Source organism: Algoriphagus halophilus (genome assembly GCF_041729275.1).
In the GTDB taxonomy this organism is placed as follows: domain Bacteria; phylum Bacteroidota; class Bacteroidia; order Cytophagales; family Cyclobacteriaceae; genus Algoriphagus; species Algoriphagus halophilus_A.
The window spans coordinates 2694823-2713450 of record NZ_CP146486.1 but is presented as its reverse complement, the minus strand read 5'-3'; the positions used below and the strand labels follow the sequence as shown (position 1 = coordinate 2713450).

At 40.2% G+C, this 18628-nt stretch carries 11 protein-coding genes and 1 pseudogene; all 12 read right to left on the bottom strand.

Going from position 1 to position 18628, the window contains the following annotated elements; genetic code table 11:
- Window positions 1-72 precede the first annotated feature (72 nt).
- Window positions 73-357: a hypothetical protein gene (locus tag V8V91_RS14450; RefSeq protein ID WP_373395765.1), complete on the bottom strand. Its 285-nt coding sequence runs from the start codon at window positions 355-357 to the stop codon at window positions 73-75.
- A complete protein-coding gene (locus V8V91_RS14445) occupies window positions 357-2315 on the bottom strand; it encodes a carotenoid oxygenase family protein (RefSeq protein WP_373395763.1) in 1959 nt (652 codons plus the stop codon). The genes V8V91_RS14450 and V8V91_RS14445 overlap by 1 nt, the downstream gene beginning before the upstream one ends.
- Window positions 2316-2522: 207 nt before the next feature.
- A complete protein-coding gene (locus V8V91_RS14440; protein ID WP_373400695.1) occupies window positions 2523-3464 on the bottom strand; it encodes a sensor histidine kinase in 942 nt (313 codons plus the stop codon).
- 282 nt (window positions 3465-3746) lie between these two features.
- Window positions 3747-3914: pseudogene (locus tag V8V91_RS14435) on the bottom strand (hypothetical protein); the annotation flags it as partial.
- 78 nt (window positions 3915-3992) lie between these two features.
- On the bottom strand, window positions 3993-4658 hold the full coding sequence (locus V8V91_RS14430; protein ID WP_373395761.1) for a tetratricopeptide repeat protein: 666 nt from the start codon (window positions 4656-4658) through the stop codon (window positions 3993-3995).
- Between the two features lie 84 nt (window positions 4659-4742).
- On the bottom strand, window positions 4743-10178 hold the full coding sequence (locus V8V91_RS14425; protein ID WP_373395759.1) for a S8 family serine peptidase: 5436 nt from the start codon (window positions 10176-10178) through the stop codon (window positions 4743-4745).
- A gap of 512 nt (window positions 10179-10690) precedes the next feature.
- Window positions 10691-10912, bottom strand: coding sequence for a hypothetical protein (locus V8V91_RS14420; protein WP_373395757.1), 222 nt, complete (start codon window positions 10910-10912; stop codon window positions 10691-10693).
- 516 nt (window positions 10913-11428) lie between these two features.
- Window positions 11429-12178 carry a sensor histidine kinase gene (locus tag V8V91_RS14415; RefSeq protein WP_373395754.1) on the bottom strand — a complete coding sequence of 250 codons (750 nt, stop codon included), beginning with the start codon at window positions 12176-12178 and terminating at the stop codon, window positions 11429-11431.
- 74 nt (window positions 12179-12252) lie between these two features.
- A complete protein-coding gene (locus V8V91_RS14410) occupies window positions 12253-14673 on the bottom strand; it encodes a triple tyrosine motif-containing protein (protein WP_373395752.1) in 2421 nt (806 codons plus the stop codon).
- Between the two features lie 11 nt (window positions 14674-14684).
- A complete protein-coding gene (locus tag V8V91_RS14405) occupies window positions 14685-14900 on the bottom strand; it encodes an ATP-binding protein (RefSeq protein ID WP_373400694.1) in 216 nt (71 codons plus the stop codon).
- A 32-nt stretch (window positions 14901-14932) separates the two neighbouring features.
- Window positions 14933-17098, bottom strand: coding sequence for a triple tyrosine motif-containing protein (locus tag V8V91_RS14400; protein ID WP_373395750.1), 2166 nt, complete (start codon window positions 17096-17098; stop codon window positions 14933-14935).
- Window positions 17099-17100: 2 nt separating this feature from the next.
- Window positions 17101-18585 carry a two-component regulator propeller domain-containing protein gene (locus V8V91_RS14395; protein WP_373395748.1) on the bottom strand — a complete coding sequence of 495 codons (1485 nt, stop codon included), beginning with the start codon at window positions 18583-18585 and terminating at the stop codon, window positions 17101-17103.
- Window positions 18586-18628 lie beyond the last annotated feature (43 nt).

The following is an 18628-nucleotide window of genomic DNA, read 5'->3' as shown; positions in this document are numbered from 1 at the left end:
ATACAAGTAGTTGACTTGTAGTGGGTTGTATGCTGCAATTAATTTAAAATTTCGATGGAATCAAGGATTCCTTCAAAAGTGTGGGAAAATCTCCTTATCGAAGAATTCCTGAATTTTGTGTTTGTCCAGCCAGATTTTATCAATCATGTATTGATAGTCTTCTTTCACAGGCACTAGATAGGGGTCTTCCGGATTGGTTTCCAAGGAAGGTGTCCATACCGAATGTAGCGTAAACGCAAAATTCAACTCTTGGTGAGACAACACGGTTTTGGGCCCATCCTTCAAATTGGCGGCATCAAATATCCAGACCTCTCTAAAGAAATTTTTCACGCCATTCACTTCATCTTCATTGATCATCAGTACCGTGATGTACCCATCAATTCCAGGTCTTGGGTTTTTGATAGTTTTTCTATGTGTAAACTGCAAAGACCTAATTTCATAGCCTTTGGGAATTGAAAGTAATCCTCAAGTTCAAAGGTTTGGGCATTGAGTCTTACTAACTGGTGAGGAATGCCTTCCTCAGAAAGTTTTTTGACCTCTGGAGCAGGTACCTTCCTGTTGGGATAATCCTTATAAAGTTCATAAATGAATTCGGTCAATCTTCGTGGTTCCAATCCATAGCATTGGAAATAGATATCTGTAATTTCATTGCTTGGGATACTTCCGGAAATGATGTCTCGGAAGGTATAGATTCCAACGCCCCAAGTATGAGCCCCCAAGTCTTCGGGTTGATCCAGTTTTCCTACAGCATCCAGAATTTGTTCTGAAATCAGGCTTCCTTGTTCTCCATCCAATTCGTACTTGCTTATTCTACCAATATCCATGACACCCGCGGAGATGATTCCAGCCGTGTCTTTTTCTATATCGGATCCGTTTACCAGTTTATCGAAAGGTCTTACCCATTCTGCTAGACAGGCGGCACTGTTGCTGGCTCCATATAGCGTAAGCTTGCCGTCGGGGTTTTTATAATTTAGGTAGCAGTGGATAAACTCAGGTTCCAGTTTTATTTTCTTGGCAACCACAGTTTTCGAACCTTCTTTTAAATCTTTTCTTGCCACGATGTAGACATAGGTATAGGGTTCCTGAGGAAGGGTAGTATGCTTACGAATGAAATTGTCAATTTCATCATTATGAGGAAATGGATTGTTGAACATCAAATCCATGGAAATTTTGAAAGCAGCGTCAATAAAGACAAAGTAATCCTCGGAAACAGTAGTTTGATGACAGCATTGTGTGATTTGCAGGTCATTTCCTTGTTCATCGACTAATCTCCAGGTCTTCAAATCTTTGGATCCATCAAACACATGCACATAAACCTCGTCTTTCACTGCAAACTCATTGGATGGTATTCCGAAGAATTTCATGACTTTCCCAAAGAATTTTGAAATGGAGTGTTTTAATTTTCTGAAAAACCTCTTGGATTTACTTTCATGGGAGGGGAATTTTTTATGAACATTTCCAAAATACTCATTCAGTTTTTCGCGGGCTTCTGTCTTATCCTCGATGGAACTCCAAGCTTTAACTTTATCCTCTAGGTCCTTCTCGATGGCATGGTGGTGTCTATGCAGGGAGGGCCATAGATTAGATTCTTGGAGTTGAAGTTTGGTAGATTTTGTATAGTTGACCGAAAAGAGTTCTTTGGTAACAGGGTCAAAGGCTGGGTGGGCGGTCGTTTGTAGTACCGGAAATGGCCAAGGTACAATGCCCGGCACCCCGTTGGCATATTCCTTTAAGTAGCCAATGGCAGTTTTAAGTTCTAAGGTCTTGGGATCAAATTCAAAAGGCCTTCCCACGTCGGTAGTGGCGACCAATCGATCAAATTGATCATTCCCATAACGGATAGGAGTGATGGCTGTAGAAAGCAAGTCACAGCAGCCTAACCAAAATGACATTCTGGTAATCCCCAGGTTTTTGAAAGCACTAAATCCTTGTTCCCATTTTGGGTATTGCGGATGACTCCCGTGCTTTAATGCTTCATCTGCGTAATAGGCCGGGGATTTTAGCAATCTTGCTTTAAGAGAAACCTTTCCCTCCTGATCAAAATCATATCTCATCACAAATCCCCCACCAAGTAGAATCGGAGATCCGTATTCTGGATTTTTACTTCCATCTGGAAATGTTTTGGGATATGGATAAGGGGAGTTTACTGAGCCACTAGAAGAGTTGATAAAAACATGGCCTGTGATATCATCCGGAATTTCACCATACACTACTTTCAACTCCAAATCCAATGGATCTCTAGTTGATGAAATCAATGGGCGAATTGGTGGGTTTAGTTCAGCCCTACCTTTTTGGAGTTTATCGAGTTGAAACATAATTATAGTTGAAAAACGTTGATGTTTATCAAGATAAATAAAACTTTTCTCATTGTAGCACACATTTAAAAAGCCATACTAAAATATTGTCTCAGTTTTAATCAATTGTTTCAACTGCATTAATAGGTATAATGAATGACTATAAATGCATTTTATAAATTGGGTTGTGGTGAATGATTTGGAGGATTCGGATCTTGATTTTTCAATTCAATTCGGTAAGAAAATGGTAAATTCAGTGCCTTCCCCTTCTTTACTTTCTACTTTTAACTCCCCATTATGGGCTTTAATAATGTCATAGCTTAAACTCAAGCCAAGACCTGTTCCAGAACCGGTTGGTTTGGTAGTGAAAAATGGTTGGAATACTTTGTCCTTGATAGACTCTGGGATACCACTGCCATTATCCTGAATGCACAGCTCTATGCCATTATTAGTTTTTTTGGTTTTCACACGAACCATCGGGTGGTAGTCAGGAATTCCGGTTTTTGATTTTTCGTTGACCGTGTAGAAGGCATTATTAACCATGTTGAGAATGACCCTTCCAATATCTTGGGGTACCACAGTCACTTTAGGCAGTTCCTCATCTAATTCCAGCTCAAAGTCTGCATTGAAAGCCTTGTCTTTAGCTCTAATACCATGATAAGAAAGTCGTAAAAATTCATTGGCCAGTAAATTCAAATCTGTAGGCACCTTTTCCCTAGCATTGGATCTACTATGTTCCAACATCCCTTTGACTATGGAGTCCGCACGCTTTCCATGCAATCTGATCCTGGATAGATTTTGTTTGATTTCTTCTCCGATGGATTTTGCTTCTTCATAATCACCTTTTTCCAGTTCTTCCTTCATTTCATCCACCATTTCTTCACTAACCTCGGAGAAATTGTTTACAAAATTGAGAGGGTTCTGGATCTCATGGGCAATCCCTGCGGTCAGTTCTCCCAAAGAAGCCATTTTCTCTGACTGGATCAATTGGGCCTGAGTCGATTTCAATTTATCATAAGCAGAAACTACATTTTCTCTTTGGGTTCGGATTTCTTCTTTTTGGATTTGCAACAGGCGGTTGGCTTTTTGCTTACTCAGATTATTTCGGAAAAGAGAAATGCTGATAATGACAAACATTGCCAAGCCTCCCAAGGAAGCGAAAATGATCACTCTTTGATTTAATACTTCTGCATTTTTTAGCTCTGTATCCTTTTGAAGAAGTTCGATTTCAGCCTCTTTTTTGTCCAATTCAAATTCAAATTGGAGCTGTTGTATTTTCTTTTCGGTACTTGATTTTGCTATTTCTTCTTTGACGGATTTGGCATTGATTTCATTTTCATAAGCAGCCTTATAGTTTCCAATTTGTGCTTCAGTGTTGGCTAGATTTTCATAAATATCTACCAATTCATTTTTGGCATCAATTTCTACCCCTAAGGTTTTAGCCCGCTCAAAGCTGGAAATAGCTCCCCGATAATCTTGCTGCTTAATCTGGGTTTTGGCCAGACCTATTAGACTTTGTGTCAATTCGAACTTAGCATCCAACTTTTCTGAAATGTCCATTGCTCTTTGGTGGTATCCATAAGCATCCTGAAAATTTCCCAATTGAGAACTAATTTCTCCGAGTTGGGTGAGGGGAAAGTGGCATCAATCGTTCCATCACATAATTTTAAAGCCTTTTGGTGGTAAAATGTTGCAGAATCATAATTGGAATCTCAAAAAATAGACCTCCCCTATATTCATGGCAGCTATGGCCATTCCCGGCTCTAGATTAATTTCTTCGAATACCTGTAGCGACCGTTTAAAATAGGTTAGGGCTTCCTGGATGGTCGAATTATTTTTGCTGTAAACAGTCCCAATATTATTTAGAGAAGTCCCAATCCGAAGCTTATTATCTAGTTGTTCTGAAATACTGAGGGATTGAAAATGTAATTCCAGCGCTCTGGTACTGTTTCCAAGTCTAAAGTAAATGGAACCCTGGTTGCTCAAAATATTAGCCTCCCCTGTTTGGTCTCCAATTTCCTGGTAGAACTTTAGAGCTTCCTGAAAAGTAAGAATAGCTTCCTGAAAATTTCCCAGTTGGGCATAAGCTCTTCCTTTTAGATTGTATGCATCGGCTAATCCTTTTTTGTAATCGACTTTTTTGCCCAATTGAATAGCTGAATCCATGTAATGGATAGTCATATTCAGATCAGTGTCAAAGTATTCGCGGCCTATATCTAAATAGGCTGTAACCATTGTTCTATCTTCATTTAATTCCCCAATGGACTGTACAAGACTATCTATCCTATTCGTTTGGGCAAAACTTTTGGGTAAATAGAGAGCTTCAAACAAAAATAGAATGAGCACATATCTAAAAGTAGTCATATAATGGTCCTGGTTCCTTAGTTTTTGCGAATTACGTTACCTTCATTTAGTCGGTGGATGTTTCGGTAATATGGAGATCTATTTTTATGGGTCTTTGATGATATGAATGGTTTTCATCCCTTTCTTAGTATTGATGTTGATTATGTAGAAACCGACATTCATTTGAGAGAAGTCCAACTCAAGTCTACTTTCGCTTTCGTGCCATATTCTTGGCAAATGACGGATTCTACCCATGGCATCAAGAATTACCAAAGAGAAATCACTTGGCTCTTCATTGACCAATCCTTTCAGATTTAGGTTCAATCGATCATTGACGGGATTTGGATAAGCAATCAATTCACTTGAAGTTCCCTCTTGATCCAATTCCTTGCTGTCATAAGATAATGAAATTTCAGGATTGGTTTCTCCGGTAACTGGTTTAACTCTAGCGTTTTCAAAATTTGTTACGATTGGCCTAATGGCAATTGCTTGGGCCACCCACTGCTCACTCACCGAAGCTTCAGCGCTTAAGTCTCCAGTTTCGCCAGCATCACTTTGAATAAAATAGCTCATCATATTAGAGGTCAGACCTTGCTGATCATTAGGATCATCATATACTTCTATCGTGCCTGCTGGAGGAGTCCAGGTTGCATTTTTCTTGTTAGTGTAGAATAACATAATTAGAGTATTACAATCCGTGGTGGTCAAGGATGGTGCAGTTCCTGCAGAACCTTGGGATCCTGAATCTCCACTGAAGGTGACAATCGGCCCATCTGGATGATGGATATCGGCCCCTTCCACTCTTGTAATTCCCATGGTCCATTTTGGCGCTTGATTGATTCGGAACCCATAAGTTTCTTGCTCATTTTTGTTTTCCACCACTTTGTAATAGGTGACCATGGCGACTTGATTTTCCTGGTTGACCCGCTGAATTAATACCCAGCCATCTTCTGTAGGGGTTACCGAAGGAGCTTCTCCTTTTTCAAACATAAGTCCGACAATCAGCAAATCACCGATTTTGGTATTAGCAGGTTTTTTAATGGTCGCAGGGTTACTGGAGCTTCCGGCTCCCATGGCAGTTTCAAAATCTCCAATTTCAGGAGCTTCATTGGCACATCCTACTATTAGGAAAGGCGCATACTCAGAACTTGCGAGATTGTAATTTTCATCTCCTGCGAATTGTGCAATTACCTGATACGTGCCAGGGAATACAGGTGCAAAAGTGGTAGGCCCATAGCTGGTTTGACCAACTCCTTCGTATTCAATAGAGATAAGTTTCCTATCTAGCAAATCCTCCTCTCCTCCAATACCATATGCGTAAGCGCTAGCTTCGATTGGTTCTCCTAAATATTCAAATTCTCCACCGGTAACAATAACCGTAGGTGTAGCTTTTCCTACTGAAAGTATTCCTTTATTTATAGGATCAATAATATAATTTGAAGGTTCAATAAGGGTGATTTCCGGATCTATTTCATAGGTACCTACTGGAATCACCCCCACTCGTGGGAATGCAATTTCCTGATACAGCAGTTGATAGGTTACTGTATCCACCACGGATTCGGCATTTTCTTCTAAAGTGATTTCGACTTCTTCAGAATTGAGGAAGCTGGTGCTCATTTTAAACCCTTCAAATGAGGTACTTAATGGAGGAATAGAATCTCCATAAATCATGGCATCTGGTGTCGCTGAAGTTTCAGCAAGTAAGGATGCAGGAGTAATGGTAAGATCAGCCGGTAGATAGTGTGAGATAAAATTCCTGGATTCAAAAGTTCCCGGGATAATTACTTGTGGCCCTACATCAGTGCCAGTTACCATAGTGATGGAGAAGAATTCCAAGTTGAAATCATCGTTATTTTCTCCTGTTTCAGCACCAAAGTCATAGTACTTCCCGATTTCTGCATTTTCCCCTTCTTCAGCTAATTCCAGATCTTTTTCTCCAAAAATGACCAGGTTATTGAAGTTTGTTTCCTCTTCTTCACCTCCGGTACTATTGATGATTGTTCTAGAATTAATTATGCTTCGTCCATTAATGATGCTTCTAGCATTGATAATGGTCCTTCCATTGATGATGGTTCTACCATTAATGATACTTCGGGCATTGATGATGGTTCTCCCATTGATCATCGTTCTTCCATTAATGCTGACGGCTTGCAATTCTTGGTTTTCTGGATCTTCTAGGTAATCTAAGAAGGAGTCAGAAGGAACATCAAATGCAGAATTAATAATGGTTCGCCCATTGATGATGGATCTGCCGTTGATGATGGTTCTAGCATTGATAATGCTTCGTCCGCTGACCATGAAGCTTTTGTTGACAAAGCTTTCTTTGTTGATAATGGATCTTCCATTAAAGATTCCCAATGGAAGGCTATTGTCTCCTGTTCTTTTGGCAAGTTCCAAGTCCTCCATATACTGAGTAAGAACGCTGTTTTTCAACCCGGCCACATCCATGATTTTCGGATTGCTTTCTGGGCCTATGAGGCTATCAGCAATCAAAACCTCAAATTCCAATGCATCTCCAATGGACTCTCCGTATTCAACCGCAAATTGATCGATCAGGTCTTTCGGCTTGATAGAGATCGGTAAGGCTTCCACGGTGATAATTCCAGGACCATAATTTCCAAAATCATCATTGGTTCCGTCATAGTAGAAGGTGCCATCTTCTTGAAGCACTCCTACATAATTGAAGAAATCTGAGTAGGTATAGGTAGTTTGAGGATGTGAAGCGGTTATAACATAAGTTCCTACTTCGGCCAAATCACCAGTAATGGTACTGGATAAGGTCAATAATTGTAAAGAAGGATTCGGATTCTCAGGATCCAAAGTCAATCCTACTTCCTCCAAGCTCAGCTCGCTTAATTCCCAATTATTTTCAATTCTTTCATAAACACTTGCTGTTAAATCAGGTACTTTCTGTGCATATTTTTTGGATAGATCATCTGCCCGGATGGCGATGGTTTTTTTAACCACATCAAAGAAATATTCAGGTCCAGCAGTACCCCCATCTAGTTCACTATCGGAAATGGAATTATTGACGACTGTTACGCCTGGATTTCCTTCAAAAGTTGGTACTGTCACTTCCAAATATCCTGTTCCAAATTCATCCACACCATAGACAGCGTTTAATTGTTCTTCTCTCAAATACACATTCGAACCTTCATAGATATTGGTCCCCTGGATGATCAATTGAAACTCTACCTCTCCAGGATTTATTCCCTCCTCATACACCAATTCAATATTATTGGGATTAGGAGATGCTAAAGTCAATAATGCTTTATCTGCCCGAACCATTCCCGCTCCGGAAAGGAAGTCTTCTCCAGGATCATGCATGTCTTGGGCCGTTGTTTTAAGTACTCTTCGGATGTCCCCTGGTGTGGTAGTTCCTACTTCGCCTTCCCAGTCGGGAGGAGAACTTTCTGGGTAATATTTGACTCGGGCTTGTTTGATCAAGGCAGCAAGAGCAGCTGCATGAGGAGCTGCGGCAGAGGTACCATAGAAATTTGGAAAATCATCACCCTCTAAATTGGGAGCACCCAAATTGACGGTGGTATTCACCCCATTAGGAGCTGTAAAATCTGGCTTCGCTCGAACGACCCCATTGGTGGTGGTTCCTCCTCGTGAGGAGAAAGAGGCTACGGTAAAGGGTTCTGTTCCACTAGGCACCAATGCTGGATTAAATCCAAATACTGAAGTATTGGCGTAAAGTACAGCACCCACCGTCATGGCTCCTTCAGAATTAGCATGACCCACTACTGTGGATGCATTGATGCCATTTTGATCATTCGGATCCAGTTCACCTCTGTATACTACATACTTAAATTTAATGCCTGTGTTGGTATCCAGGTCGTTGCAACTCTCGCATTCCCTTGCAATCAAGAGTTCGATGGTTGTTGGCTCTGTGATGGTAAAAGAAAGGATTTCAAAGGGGTCTCCATTGGCATTATCCCGATTAAAGCCAAAAAGTGGGACATCAAAGTTTTTCAAATAAATGTCTAGATCGTATTGACTTCCTACCTGATCCACTGAATAAAGCGGGTCTTCCCATTGCAATGCAATCATATAAACAGCAGGCCCATTTTCTGCCGGGAAGACATTGATGGATTGTGTGGTGGATCCGTTACTAAACTGATGAACTCTTCCTTGTTCCTCCCAAGTACCGCTATTTAAAGGCAATTGAATAGTGGGATCGATTACTGGGTTAAAGGTCGATTCAAAAGATTTGATGCCAAAATTACCAGCAGAGGTAAAATAGGATACCCCTTCAGCAGTCACGTCATTGATAGCATTAGCGACTTTACCATCTCTAAAACTAGGTTCAGTCATATAAGATATGTCATCTACTAGAACATCACTTCCAGCGGCCGCTAAGTCTCGTATTCCTTGGGCAAAATCTCCTGCTGTAATTATTCCGGTACGGAAGGCCAACTCTGCTCCTGGAGCAATGTCATGGATGATTTGCATCATGGCACGACCTTCATCTGTGCCTGTTCCAAATCGACTTGGCAGATCTCTCAAGAAATAGATGTTTTCAGGTAAATCACCGTTTGAAATATCGGTCTCCAAGGTATTTACCCCTGCATCTGTTCGTGTAGCATAGCTATCCGAAAGCACTCCTATTTTTATTCCTGTACCATCAATGGGCTGATCTCCTTCAAAATGTGTATATCCGGCTCGTACCAGATTAGATCGCATGACCCGATCGCCTTGGGTAGTGATTGCTCCTTTATTGGCTACAGGAGGAAATGCAGGTCTAACGTGGTTTAGAATTTCGAAGTATTGATTTAATTCCAGCAGGTTTGCAATTGGGAAAAATCCAGCAATAATCAACGAGTTGGGATCTTGCTTAAGCTCTTTTTCGGTAGGGGTTACAAAGCCTAAGTTTTCTAAAATTGCCTTTGCTTCTGCAAATCGATCTTTAAAATAAACTACCTCAATGAGGACCTCATCCCCATCGATGTAGAATACTTTATTGGATTCCACGGTTTCCCCTTGATTGAATATTTCATTCAAAGCACTCAATTCAGAGCCTATCAGTTCGTAGACTTTTCCTTGGGTACAAATTCCAAAAATCTGACGGTCATTGACTGTCACAGTGAATGATTCTGAAGTGCTACAATTTCCGACGGTAGATACTTCGAAGACATCTCCGTCAGTGACTAAAAGTTCCTCTGGAGTTTCGATTGTTTGTCCATTACGAACAAAAGTTACCTCTCCAAAATCTACAGAAATAAAATCATAGAGATTTCCAATGGCAGTATTTCCTCCATTTTCAGTGCTACACAGTACTGCTTCAAATACAGAGAAGGTTGGTGGGATCGTATAGGTAACATCTAAGCTGCATTGGATGGGCAGGCAAGTTCCTTCATTTTCTATTGCAACGGCAACTGTTCCAGATCCTGCCCAATTGACTGTAATACTATTAGTACCTTGACCCCCACTGATTTCTCCCTCTCCGCTGATCGTCCAAACATAGGAAAACCCTCCTTCGGGGGCATTATAGGTAGCTATAGAACCTTCACAAACCTCGGTTTCTCCTTCAATCAAGCATTCAGTTACGGATTCTAGAACTTCTGTCGCAGCCTGTACAGAACTGCTTTGGCTTCCTACGGATTTGTCGTTAAGAGAAACTACTCTGGTATGGTACGGAGACCCGTTTATACTAGCGGCTGAATTACCCTCTCCCCAATCCTGGGCTTTGGCAATATGGCCTCCCCAGGCAATGACTGCAGTATTATTGGCCCCATTGTCTCCCTCTACAACAAAAGAAATACGAAGGCGGGTGATTGTTGTGGAGGAACTGTTCTCCTGTATCGTGTAAGAAACATTTTCTATCGTTCCACCATAAATGGCGAGTTTCCGCTCGTCTTCTGTAAGTTGAGTAAAACTTGTAAAAGGCTGTGGATTTCCTTCTGGTGCAGGAATTGCAGCGAAACTGGGAGTGCCTGTGCCAGGGATAACTTCCTCGCAGATTCTATTGAAATTGGTGATGTAATCAATGGCATTTTTATCGTCCTTTTTGGTATCCCATTCAATTTCTACTGTATGGCTTCCTGCTTTTAGTTTGGAAATGGTAAGACGATAGGGAATGGATTGGCCTTCAAAAAATGGCTATTTCCGGAGTTGGAGTTTCCTGTTGACCAAATTACGGGACTTGTAGCTTCCTTATCGACTCCACCATTTTGTCCTTGCTCCAATTTGACAGATTGGGCATAAGTGAAATTTGATGCAAGTAAAAAAACAATCACTATCCCCTTTGCGAGCGTCAGTAATTTCTGCATAACATTCAGTTTAAAGAATAAAACGTTTTGTAGACCGTGTTTTTGAAAAATCAGAAATCAGGTAAAAAGTGTCAAAAACAACATTTTTCTACGAGTGAAAAACATTTAATTTCTTATGAAATATAATCTAAAATAAGAAAAAATATTTCAAAATGTTAGTAATCAGGAATTTATAAATCTGTAAAATATTGCCCGATTTTGGCGCTAAAAAGTTTTAAAAGAATGGAGATGGGTTTTTTTAATAATTTATTTTGGTAATGGAAAATATATAAAAATACCAATATTAAAATTGAATTTTTTTGAACCAACGAAGTGAAAATTACTTTGTGATTTTCAAAATCTTGGACTCATTCCTTCCATAACTTTTGAAGGAATGAGTTTAGAATACAATTAGACAGATTTGCTTTTTGACAAGATCAGGTGATATACGGCTTCTCCCAATTTGATGGAATGATAAAATGATCTTTTCATACCATTCGAATTAATTAGAAAAAGGGAGAGATATTATGAATTCGGTCATTTCCCCTTTTTTAGAAAAGACTTTAATTTTCCCCCGTGTGCTCTAATAATATCATAGCTCAGCGATAACCCAAGACCAGTCCCAGAACCTGTTGGCTTGGTGGTATAGAAGGGTTGGAAGATTTTTTCTTTGATAGAGTCCGGAATGCCTGGACCATTGTCTCTCACCGAGAGCTCGATCCCATTTGGAGTCTGTCTGGAGCTGACAATTACTTCTGGATCGTACCCATTTTCTTGATGGCTATCTTGGACAAGTGATGCTTTTCCATTGAGGGTGCTTTGGCTTCTATCTGCACAGGCATAAAAGGCATTATTCACCAAATTTAAAATCACTCTTCCGATATCTGAAGCCACAACTTTTACTTTAGGAAGAGTAGGGTCGAGATCAAGTTTGAAGTTTGCATTAAAACTCTTGTCTTTTGCACGAAGCCCATGATAGGAGAGCTTCAGAAATTCCTCAGCAAGGGAGTTGAGATCGGTTTCCTTTTTCTCACCGGAATTAGCTCTGCTGTGTTGAAGCATTCCTTTGACGATTAGATCTGCACGTCTACCATGCTGTTGGATTTTGGCCTCATTCTCCTTGATGGAGGCGGCAATTTGCTTCACTTCAGCAAGGTTTCCTTTTTCGATTTCATCTTCTAATTCATCGATGAGCTCTTGATTGAGGTCGGAAAAGTTGTTTACGAAATTCAATGGATTTTGAATTTCATGGGCTATTCCTGCTGTGAGTTCTCCAAGAGAAGCCATTTTTTCGGATTGAATTAGTTGAGCCTGGGTAGCCTTGAGCTCTTTATATGCTTTTTCAATTTCTTTGGCCTGAGCTAATTCCGTTCCTGTGTTTTTACTTTTTCTCTTGCCAAAACCCTGTTAGTCTGGAATTTAACCAGCCCATAGACGATTAAGACAAAGACAATAAAGTAAATGAGGAATGCCCACCAAGTAGCATACCAAGGGGGAAGTATTTCAAAGGGGTAGGCGATCTCATTAGAGATGGTGTTAAATGTGTTTTTTGCACGTACTCGAAAGGTGTAGGAGCCATAAGGGAGATTGGAGAATTCCCTTGAGACATTTTCTGTCCAGTCAGACCATTCTTCATCCAAACCCTCCAAAAATGTCTGATATCGAATCTGATTTTCTTTTACAAAGAAGGGGGCAGTGAAGTTAAAATTGATAGAATTACCCTTATAAGGAATTTCCACTGTTGATTCCTCAGACGGCATGTTAATGGATAAGATATTCTCACTCGTGGATACGGATGTGAAATATAGTGGAAGCGGATGGTCTGTTCTATAATCTTTATTGGGATCAAGCCTGATTAGTCCGTCATCTGTACCAAACCATATGACCCCATTGGGTTCAGTAAATCCCGAGGCCACTGAACTGGCCGTTATCAAATTAAACGGATAAGATTGGAGCTGAAAGCTTCCATCATCTTGCCGTACAGCCAAGCGTTTTTCTCCTTTGAAGTCCAAATATACATTGCCGGTTTCACCGACTCCAAGACCATAAGTGTCTAGGTTGATATTGGCTACCTCATCAGAGAAACTGAATACAGGGTCACGCTCAAATTCATTGATACTTGAATTGAAAAAGTAGAACCCATCGATACCAGAAGTATATACTTTACCTTCGATCGGACCCACAGCAAGACCTGATAAGCCTCTAACTCCGTCTTTTTCGCTGATTTCTGTTACCCTTGCGTTGGGAACATCTAGATTGCCAGATGCCGTTTTTTGGAAAACAATCCTAAATAGTACCCCTGCCTGGGTACCGCCCCAGAGTTCACCTTCTTGGTTTTCGGCCAAACTATAGATCGATCGTTCCACACCGGAAATTGAGCCGATATTTTCATAATCATACTCTCCATTGATGCCCTTTTCTCTTTTGAATACCTGAATTCCAAAACCACCACTAATAAACACATAACCTGGATGAAATTCCGAAATCACAATTTTTAGGGTCTGGTAGCTCTCCGTGCCTGGGATAATCTTGGAGGTTTTTCCCCTAATTGAATAAACCCCAACTCCAGTGCTCAACATCTGATTACCATCTGGAACAAGACCAAATACCTGAGTATTGGGAATTCCCTCTACCTGCTTGACAATCCCATCGGACTTATCTAGGTACAGCACATTAGTTGATGTTCCTATGTATAAATTGTCATCGTAGGCACCAAGGGATAATGGACTACCTATTTCATATTGGTCAGAATCAAATCGAGAAATCGGTGAAAAGATTTCAATTTTTGAAAGGCCGCTATTCGTACCCACCCATAAATTGGAAGTATTGTCCAGGAAAAAAGCATAGACACTTTGGTCGGTAATAGAATTTTTGGTGTTGAACTGCGATTTTATTTTCCCCTCTTGATCGATGATAAAAAAGCCATGACCCAAAACACTAAGGGCATAGGTGTTATCAGGAAGACTAAGTGCTTTGTATAAGCTTCTATCTTTTAGAAGAGGGTCGATTTCAGTTGGAAAAGGGATGAAATCCTGACCATCGTAATGATACAGTCCTCCTGAGAAGGCACCTACTAAAAATCCCTTAGAGTCCTGGTAGGGTAATAAAACCTGTACTCGATCCTCTCCCAGGAATTGACTGCCGGGAACCAACTCCAATGCGCCATTTTGTTCCTTAAACAGGCCCAGATTAATCTGATGGGCGTAATAAGTATCATTTAGGCTAAATCCATACATGAATTCGGTGTCCGGTTTCCAAACTTTGAGGTTACTTCCCTGATTTTCCGAAGCTGGTGTATAAATGAAAATTGCTTCTCTGGCTTGGAAGTAAATTTTCCCCTGACTTTCGCGAATCGACCAGATATCATTAAAAATCAAGTCCGAAGGATAGCCATCTATGAGGGATGTTTCTATGGTTTTTCCAGTGGAATCAGTGGTGACAATACCAAAATCTCCAAGCGATCCGAAATAGAAGGTGCTGTCAGAGGCAAGAAGGGTAGACCTAACATTGGTATTGAATTCAGTAGTAGGAGCGGAAAGGAGTTCCCAGTTTTTACCGTCAAATTTTTGAAGACCTGAACTTGTGCCAACAAATAAGAAACCTTCCTTATTTTGGTTCACATCCCAGATTTGTTGACCGGCAAAATTATCATCACCTACCACATAATTGGTAAAGCTAGGTACTCCTTTTGATGCATTAATTTGGCTGTAAGATTGGAAAGCCAGTAAACTTAAGATGAGCGTACTGGACAGTGCTAGATATTTCAAAAAGTCGTGTTTCATGATTTCATCTATTAAGGTTGAGTGTTTGGGGTCAACACCTCATTGATTTTTATTTGATCTGTTAATGGTAAGAAGAGGACCATTTCAGTACCCTCTCCGACCACACTTTTCACACGTAAGTCTCCTCCATGTGCTTTCACTATATCATAGCTGAGAGACAATCCAAGCCCGGTACCAGAGCCAGTCGGCTTGGTGGTAAAGAAAGGTTGGAAGATTTTCTCTTTGATGGATTCCGGGATGCCCGAGCCATTATCTTTTACTATGAGTTCGATTCCTTTTTTACTTTTCTCGTGCTCACAACCACTTCAGGATGATAGTCATTTGATCCTGATTTCCCATTTTCCTTGCCTGAACTTCGGCTTCGCTCAGAGCAAGCGTAAAATGCATTATTCACTAAGTTCAGCACCACTCTACCAATATCAGAAGCTACAACATAAAGGTTTGGAAGATCAGGATCGAGCTTCAAGATAAAATCTGAATTGAATGTTTTGTCTTTGGCACGAAGGCCATGATATGAAAGTCTAACAAACTCATCTGCCAATGCATTGAGGTCAGTAATTTCTTTCTCACCTTTGTTGGTGCGGCTATGTTCTAGCATTCCTTTGACAATGGAGTCTGCACGTTTCCCATGGTGGGTGATTTTGTTGAGGTTGCCTTTAATTTCTGAAGCTAGGAGCTTGACTTCCTCCAACTCTCCTTTTTCCAATTCTTCATGAAGTTCATCTAACATTTCTGAACTTACCTCTGAGAAGTTATTCACGAAGTTGAGCGGATTTTGAATTTCATGGGCAATGCCAGCTGTCAGTTCTCCAAGCGAAGCCATTTTTTCAGATTGGATGAGTTGATTTTGGGTGGATTTCAGCTCTGCATAGGCTTTTTCTATTTCTTTGGCATGGGCGATTTCTTTGAGCCTGGTTTTCTCCCTTTCTTTTAGTTGGATTCTTTTTCTAAATAGGGCAAAAACAGCTGCAATAATGCCTATTGCAATCAATAGGTAAATCAGATAAGCCCACCAAGTTTTCCACCAAGGAGGTAGTATTGTGATTTGAAGGTTCTTCCCTTCTTCATTCCATATCCCGTATGCATTGGAAGCGATGACTTTGAAAATATAGGTTCCTGGCTCAAGGTTGGTATAAGAGGCAAAATTTCTATTATCATAAATCCAATCCTGGTCTAAACCTTCGAGCATATGTGCATATTGGTTTTTCGTAGGATTGGCATAATGAAGTGCTGCGTATTCAAAACTCAAATCATTCTGATCGTACTGAAGGCTAATTTCATCTGAGGAAAGTAAATCCATCTCCAATGGAGAGTTTTCTCCCATCTCGTACACGGATAGATTGGATATCAATAAATTTGATATGATCACTGAAGGGGGAATTTTATTTGAGGCCACGGTAGAGAAAGTAGTAAGCCCATGATCTCCTCCGAAATAAAAATTACCTTCTCGAGTTTTATCCGCTGCAAGGGAAATAAAGGAATCACCGCCAAGACCATCATCCTCATTGTAATTAATAAAAGTGACTTTATCCAAAGCTTCACTTTGCATCATTTGGATTAGTCCATTTTGGGTTGAAAACCACATTTCTCCATTTTCCCCTGGCAAAACAGTTTCTATAAAATTGGTGGGCAGGCCATCCTGTTCTGTGTAGTAAGTGATTTCATCGGTTGCTATATCCAAAATATTAATCCCTCCATAAGTAGCCATCCAAAGCTGCCCATTATATTCCATTACATCAAAAACCTGCGTATTACTTAAAGTAGTAGGGTCTAAAGGATCACTCGTATAGTACTTTACCGAATTGGTTTCAGGATCAATTCTTGTAACTCCTGCATTGGCACTGGCAATCCATATATATTTCTCACCCATTTCTATGTCAGAGATATTGGCATCCTGAATAATGATTTCGACATTCTGTTCATTGACATTGACTACAGTGGATTGTTTTGCCATTTCTCCGTCTTGCTTAAAAATGGCAATACCATAAAGTGGTAACAAGTCAGGTTCAAGATCATTCCAACTATTGAAATGGTGGCTATCATCTGATCGATACCGTAGAGAATAGGACCCTGGATTGAGTTCGACCTGAGTGATCTGAAGTCTATTTTTGAAAGACCCACCTGCCCAAAGTGAATTATCTATCGATTCCATTCCAATGATGGTTTCTCCTGCGGAATTTTGAAGCCATCCATAATCAGCCATACTTGCAGCATCTCCTTCTCCTACTGTCACTAGGTAATATGAGCCCCGTTCAGAAATTTCAAATCCTTGCATTAGCTCTTCGGATTGTCCTACTTCCTTGATACTTGTAATCTCCTGCCCCGTCTGCAGCCAGGTTCTTACCTGTTCGAGAATTTCATTGGGGTAGGTTTGGCTGTATTTACTTACTATTTCATTAAAATCATCTGAAGCAGGATTGAGCACTGTTAACCCGCCATTGGTTCCGATCCAAATATTACCTTTTTATCTTCCCGGATTACCCTTACTTGATCATTTGGCAACCCCTTTTTGTCGTCCTCATTGGTTCTTTTGTACCGTTTAAGTTCTTGGTAGTTTTGATCCATTTTAATCAACCCGTCTCCCCAAGTACCCACCCAAATAGTACCATCGGCCTGCTCATAAATTGATCTAGCCGACCCTCCAAACATGTCATTTGCTGATGAGAATCCTACTTTTTGTATACTCTCATCTTCTTCATTGAAGATGTTTATTCCATTTCCACGAGTACCTATATAAATTTTCCCCGGTGAGATCTTGGAAGCAAAGAGTCCATACGTTCCTCCTTGGCTCAATGAGCTTGGATCTTCTGCGTTGTGGCTATAAAACTTAAAAGGTTGATTGACAGGATCGTATTTGAATAGGCCTTCTGCGCGTGAACCAAACCAAAATATTCCACTTTTGTCAATCATCAATTCTGTCAATCGATTTGTCCAAAACCCAGTATTCATTTTCCGATTTCCAGGTATTAAAACTTCGGTGTATTGGTCGCTATTTCCTTCAAACTTAAGTATGCCACGATAATTGTTCAAAATCCAAATATTACCCTCAGAATCCTCCCTTATCGAATTTAAAAAAGTAGCAATATCTTCATTTCCAGAATTATATGTGACTATTTCTCTGAGCTTGTTATTTGCTACATCATATTTGAAAATTCCTTGGCGGCTGGTAATCCAAAGAAATCCATCTTTGTCTTCATAGATTTCTGAAATGGTATTTTCAAAGCTGTTTAAGGTGTTTTCAATATCAAATTTTATCGGTCTAAACTCTGAAGCTCCTTTGGGAAGGTACATGAGACCATGGTTGGCTGAACCTCCCCATATTCCTCCTGCATTATCCTCATATACAAACATGGATATGTAAGAATGGACTGCTGGTTTTCCATTTATATTTGCATAGGGGGCTTGAATCCATGTATCTGATTCCGGGTCAAATTGAATAATTTCAAATCCTAAAGTACTGGCCCAAACTCTACCTTGAGAATCGGTAAGGACCTGGAGCGTTCTTGATGCTCCTGCTGTCTTAAAAGTGGAATCAATATTATAATTTTTGAAGGTGTTTTTTGCCCGGTCAAAGTAGGTAAGTCCAAATTCGTTAGCAATCCAAAGGTTGCGGTTGGCATCTTCAGCAATATCAAAAATCATATTATGTTGAAGGCTATTCGTATTTCCAATGATGTTACGGTAGGTTTTCCAGCTATAACCATCATATCGTTGAAGCCCGTTTGAAGTACCAACCCAAATTAATCCATAACTATCTTGCATAATATCCATTACTTGAGGAGATGCGAGTCCGTTGGAGATAGAGATGGTTTCCAGTTGGATTTCCTGGGACTTAGCTTCAGGGATTGTTACCCAAATCAAACCAAATAGGAAAAAGAAAAGTTGGGTAGAGTTTAAAATCGAATGGTTCATATTTGACCTGTTTTATTAATTGAAATTTTGGTTTGAAAGGGAA

Excerpts from the sequence above, each read along its gene's own strand:
- V8V91_RS14450 (WP_373395765.1), bottom strand. The coding sequence starts at position 357 with ATGATCAATGAAGATGAAGTGAATGGCGTGAAAAATTTCTTTAGAGAG.
- V8V91_RS14445 (WP_373395763.1), bottom strand. The coding sequence starts at position 2,315 with ATGTTTCAACTCGATAAACTCCAAAAAGGTAGGGCTGAACTAAACCCA.
- V8V91_RS14430 (WP_373395761.1), bottom strand. The coding sequence starts at position 4,658 with ATGACTACTTTTAGATATGTGCTCATTCTATTTTTGTTTGAAGCTCTC.
- V8V91_RS14420 (WP_373395757.1), bottom strand. The coding sequence starts at position 10,912 with ATGCAGAAATTACTGACGCTCGCAAAGGGGATAGTGATTGTTTTTTTA.
- V8V91_RS14415 (WP_373395754.1), bottom strand. The coding sequence starts at position 12,178 with ATGGCTTCTCTTGGAGAACTCACAGCAGGAATAGCCCATGAAATTCAA.
- V8V91_RS14410 (WP_373395752.1), bottom strand. The coding sequence starts at position 14,673 with ATGAAACACGACTTTTTGAAATATCTAGCACTGTCCAGTACGCTCATC.
- V8V91_RS14395 (WP_373395748.1), bottom strand. The coding sequence starts at position 18,585 with ATGAACCATTCGATTTTAAACTCTACCCAACTTTTCTTTTTCCTATTT.